Below are 4,589 nucleotides of genomic sequence, written 5' to 3'. Positions count from 1 at the left end.
ATCAGGAACGGTTCTTGGGCGAGCCGGCCGTCCGGCGTCAGGCCCACCCGGATCACGATCTTGACGTTGTCGGACGGCGACAGGCCCGCCGGCAGCGCCGCACAGGCTTTCAGCCGCTTGCGCAGCGCTGCCACCGCATCGGCGCTGATATTGGCGACGGTCTCGGCCGGCGCGTCGAAGCCCCCTTCGGCCGGCAGCCCGAGCGCCACCGAGTATTTCACGGTGATGTCTGGCTCCTGCGGAATCGCCGGCGGATAGGGCGCAGCCGCTCCCTGCGGGGCCGGCTGAGGCTGCGGTGCGGGCTGGCGTTGCGGCGGAGGCGTCGGCGCTTGGGCGCTGTGCTGCGGTGGCTGCGGAGCGGGAGCCGGAGGCTTGGTCTCGGGCGGTTGCAGCTTGGCCGTGGGGGCGGGCTGCTGTTTGGGCTGTTCGGTGGGCGCCTGCGACACCTCGAAATTCGGCGTCGGCTGCTCGACCGGCTTCGGCTCGGGCTCCTTCTCAGGCACCGGCGGCGGGGCTTCGTCGGCGGTCACCACTTCGACTTCGATCCGCTGCTCCGGCACTTCGGCGAACGGGTGGACCTCGGCGAGCAGCAGGACCGTGCCGACCAGCACGACATGCGCCAGCACCGAGACGGTGGCGCCGGCCCGGTGCGAGGTGGATGACGAGGTGGGATCAGAACCGGGCTGCATCGCCGCCAGCATAGCGCGGCAGGACGACGGAGCGGAGTCGTTCTTGGCAGCCCGCGGTGGATCAGAGGTCACACCCCCGCCGGCAGGCGGCGGAGGTGTGGAAAGGTCGGAGCGGCTCAGGCCGTCGCGGCGGCGGCCTTCGGCTGCGACGGCCAGTAGCGGTCCTTGAGGTGACGCTTGACCAGCTTGCCGGTCGGGGTACGCGGCAGCTCGGCCTCGAAGTCGACCGAGCGCGGGCACTTGATCGGCGACAGCCGCTCGCGGCAGAACGCGATCAGCTCGGCCGCCCGCTCGCTGCTCGGAGCGGCGCCGTCGCGGAGCTGCACCACCGCCTTGACCTCTTCGCCCATCTCCGCGTTCGGCACGCCGAACACCGCGACGTCGGCGACGTCCGGATGGGTCAGCAGCACGTCCTCGGTCTCCTGCGGGTAGATGTTCACGCCGCCCGAGATGATCATGTAGCTCTTGCGGTCGGTGAGATACAGGAAGCCCTCGTCGTCGAGATAGCCGACGTCGCCGAGCGTCGACCAGCCTTTCTCGTTGTAGGCCTTCTTGGTCTTGTCCGGATCGTTATGATAGCTGAACGACGGCGCGTCGGCGAAGTACACGGTGCCGATCTCGCCGACCGGCTGCTCGTCGCCCTCGTCGTCGAGGATCTTGATGGTGCCGACCACCGCCTTGCCGACCGTGCCGCGATGCGCCAGCCATTGCTGCGAGGTCGAGACCGTGACGCCGTTGCCTTCGGAGCCGGCATAGTACTCGATCAGGATCGGCCCCCACCACTCGATCATCTTGGCCTTGACGTCGACCGGGCAGGGCGCCGCGGCGTGGATCGCGCCCTTTAGCGTCGACACGTCATAGCGGCTGCGGACCTCGTCGGGCAGCTTCAGCATGCGCACGAACATCGTCGGCACCAGCTGCGACTGCGTCACCTTGTACTTCTCGACCAGCGCCAGGAACTGCTCGGCGTCGAAGTGCTCCATGATGATCGAGGTGCCGCCGAGCGTGGTCGCCATCATGTTGAAGCGTAGGGGAGCGGCGTGATACAGCGGCGCCGGCGACAGATAGATGCTTTCGGCGTTCATGCCGCACATCTTCTCGCACAATAGGCGCAGGAATGGGCTCGGCACGTCGATGGCATTGCCTTCGAATTCGCGCTTGATGCCCTTCGGCCGGCCGGTGGTGCCGGAGGAATACAGCATGTCGTAGCCGGCGACCTCGTCGGCGATCGGCGTGGTCGGCTGCGCGGCGGTTTCCTGCTCCCACGAGCGGAAGCCGGTGATCGGCGCATCGACCATGTAATACAGCGGCGCGCCCGGCGCGTCCGACAGCAGCGACTTCATCGTCTCGCTGCCCTGCGCGGAGGTGATCACCACCTTGGCGCCGCAGTCCTGCACGATGTAGCCGATCTCGTCCTTGGTCAGGTAGCGGCTGATCGCGGTGTAGTACAGGCCCGCGCGCTGCGCCGCCCAGCAGATCTCCATGAACGCCAGCCGGTTTTCCATCAGCAGCGCGATGTGATCGCCGGCCTTCAGCCCCAGCGACCGGAACAGATGCGCGCCCTGATTGGAGCGCTCATCGAGCTGCCGATAGGTGATGGCCTGGCCGGTCGAAGCCATCCGGTAGGCGACTTTGTCGGGATTGGTCTTGGCGTGAATCGACGGATGGGTCATGGCAGTTTCCTCTTTGGTGATGCGGCGGATTGGCTCCGCTCTGTCCGGCACTGAACCTCATGGTGAGGAGCGCGCCGTTCGGCGCGCGTCTCGAACCATGGGGTGTAGGGCTCATCCTTCGAGACGCCCGGCTCAGCCATTTTGGCTGTGCCGGGCTCCTCAGGATGAGGCCTGCTGCTTGTTGTCTTTACAGCCGCTCGACGATGGTGACGTTGGCCATGCCGCCGCCTTCGCACATCGTCTGCAGGCCGTAGCGCTTGTTGTTCTGCTTCAGCGCGTGGATCAGCGTGGTCATCAGCTTGGTGCCGGAGCCGCCGAGCGGATGGCCGAGCGCGATCGCGCCGCCGTTGACGTTGAGCCGCGCCGGATCGGCGCCGGTCGCCTTCAGCCACGCGGTCGGGATCGAGGCGAACGCTTCGTTGACCTCGAACAGATCGATGTCGTCGATCTTCATCCCGGCCTTCTTCAGCGCGTATTCGGTGGCGGGCAGGGGGGCTTCCAGCATGATCACCGGATCGCCGCCGCGCATCGTCATGTGGTGGACGCGTGCCAGCGGCTGCGCGCCGAGCTGCTTCAGGCCCTTCTCGTTGACCACCACCACGCCGGAAGCACCGTCGCAGATCTGGCTGGCGGTCGCCGCGGTCAGCTTGCCGCCATTCTCGTTGATCAGCTTGACGCCCTTGATGCCGTCGAGCGTGGCGTCGAAGCGGATGCCTTCGTCGATGTGGTGGATATCGGTCGAGCCGTCGGCGCGGGTGATCTCGAGCGGAATGATCTCGTCCTTGAACTTGCCGGCCTGAGTCGCGGCGATCGCGCGCTGGTGGCTGTTGAACGCGAATTCGTCGAGCTCGTCCTTCGACAGGTTGTACTTGTTCGCCACCATTTCGGCGCCGACGAACTGGCTGAACTGGATGTTCGGGTAGCGCTCTTCCATCTTCGGGCTCTTGTAGTTACCAAGCCCGGCCTTGGCGGCGAGGATGCTCGGCGAGCCCATCGGCACGCGCGTCATCGATTCGACGCCGGCGGCGATCACGATATCCATGGTGCCGGCCATCACCGCCTGTGCGGCGAAATGCAGCGCCTGCTGCGACGAGCCGCACTGCCGGTCGACCGACGTGCCCGGCACGCTTTCCGGCAGCTTCGAGGCCAGCACCGCGTTGCGGCCGATATTGACGGCCTGCTCGCCGCCCTGGCCGACGCAGCCCATGATCACGTCTTCAATCTGATCCGGCGCGGCGCCCGAACGGTCGACCAGCGCATTGATGACGGAGGCGGCGAGATCGACCGGATGCCAGCCGGCCAGACGGCCTCCCTTGCGGCCGCCGGCAGTGCGAGCAGCGGCGACGATATAGGCCTCGGCCATGTGTTCTCTCCCTGAAAATGGTTGTTGGGTACGGGTTTCGGACCGCCGCGATTTAAGTGGTGGGGGAGGATTTAGTCAATCGATCAATTAACGCTTGAGCCACGTCAAACGATGCTGTAAGTCCGACAGCAATGGCAGCGCATCTCAACCATTCTGCGGCTACTAAAGTACCGGCGGCGAAAAACTCCACCGCCGAGAAGCTGTTGGTTGCCGCCGGCGAATTGATGATCGAGCGTAACTCGGTCGAGATCTCGCTGGCCGATATCGCGCAGAAGTCCGGCGTGAACGCCGCGCTGGTGAAGTATCACTTCGGTAACAAGGACGGTCTGCTTCTGGCGCTGCTCGAGCGCGATGCGTCGAACGAAATGACGCATCTCGATTTCCTGCTGACGCAGCCGCTGTCGCCGACCACCAAGATGAAGCTGCACATCGCCGGCATCATCAAGGCGTATCATCAGTTTCCGTATCTGAACCGGCTGATCCATTACTTGCTGCACGGTTCGAATCGCGAAGCCGCCGACGAGGTCACCAAGTTCTTCGTCGGGCCGCTGCTCGATTTTCATCGCCGGCTGCTGGCGGAGGGTGTCGCCACCGGCGACTTCCGTGAGGTCGATCCGGTGCTGTTCTACACCACGCTGATCGGCGCCTGCGACCATCTGTTTTTCGGTCGGCAGACCATGATGCGTGCCGCTGGCGTCGGTCCGGTGACCGAAGAAGTCTGCCGCGCCTATGTGGCGCATATCGAAAAGATCGTCCTCGGTGGGTTGCTGTCGAACAGAGCGCGTCAGCCTTCCGCCGCCGGATCCTGAGCTAACAAAAAGAAGAAACGACCCCACCCAACTACAGAGACCTTTCAATCAAGAC

At 65.2% G+C, this 4,589-nt stretch carries 4 protein-coding genes; 1 reads left to right on the top strand and 3 read right to left on the bottom strand.

Annotated elements, in window-relative coordinates; all coding sequences use genetic code 11:
* From DYI24_RS21775 to DYI24_RS21765, 3 genes are all read right to left on the bottom strand, one after another.
* Positions 1–761 (bottom strand): hypothetical protein (locus DYI24_RS21775; RefSeq protein WP_349627806.1); only part of this gene is annotated, 761 nt, incomplete at its 3' end.
* Between the two features lie 44 nt (positions 762–805).
* Positions 806–2,362: an acyl-CoA synthetase gene (locus DYI24_RS21770; protein WP_164573815.1), complete on the bottom strand. Its 1,557-nt coding sequence runs from the start codon at positions 2,360–2,362 to the stop codon at positions 806–808.
* A 187-nt stretch (positions 2,363–2,549) separates the two neighbouring features.
* Positions 2,550–3,725: an acetyl-CoA C-acetyltransferase gene (locus tag DYI24_RS21765; protein ID WP_164573814.1), complete on the bottom strand. Its 1,176-nt coding sequence runs from the start codon at positions 3,723–3,725 to the stop codon at positions 2,550–2,552.
* Between the two features lie 131 nt (positions 3,726–3,856).
* On the opposite strand from DYI24_RS21765, the gene DYI24_RS21760 reads away from it, so the two are divergent.
* On the top strand, positions 3,857–4,534 hold the full coding sequence (locus tag DYI24_RS21760) for a TetR family transcriptional regulator (protein ID WP_107343685.1): 678 nt from the start codon (positions 3,857–3,859) through the stop codon (positions 4,532–4,534).
* The last annotated feature ends 55 nt before the right edge of the window (positions 4,535–4,589 follow it).

The organism is Rhodopseudomonas sp. BR0C11 (assembly GCF_010820945.1).
Classification (GTDB): Bacteria; Pseudomonadota; Alphaproteobacteria; order Rhizobiales; family Xanthobacteraceae; genus Rhodopseudomonas; species Rhodopseudomonas palustris_H.
Note: the sequence above shows the minus strand (reverse complement) of the source record. Positions and strands in the feature narration are given on the sequence as shown.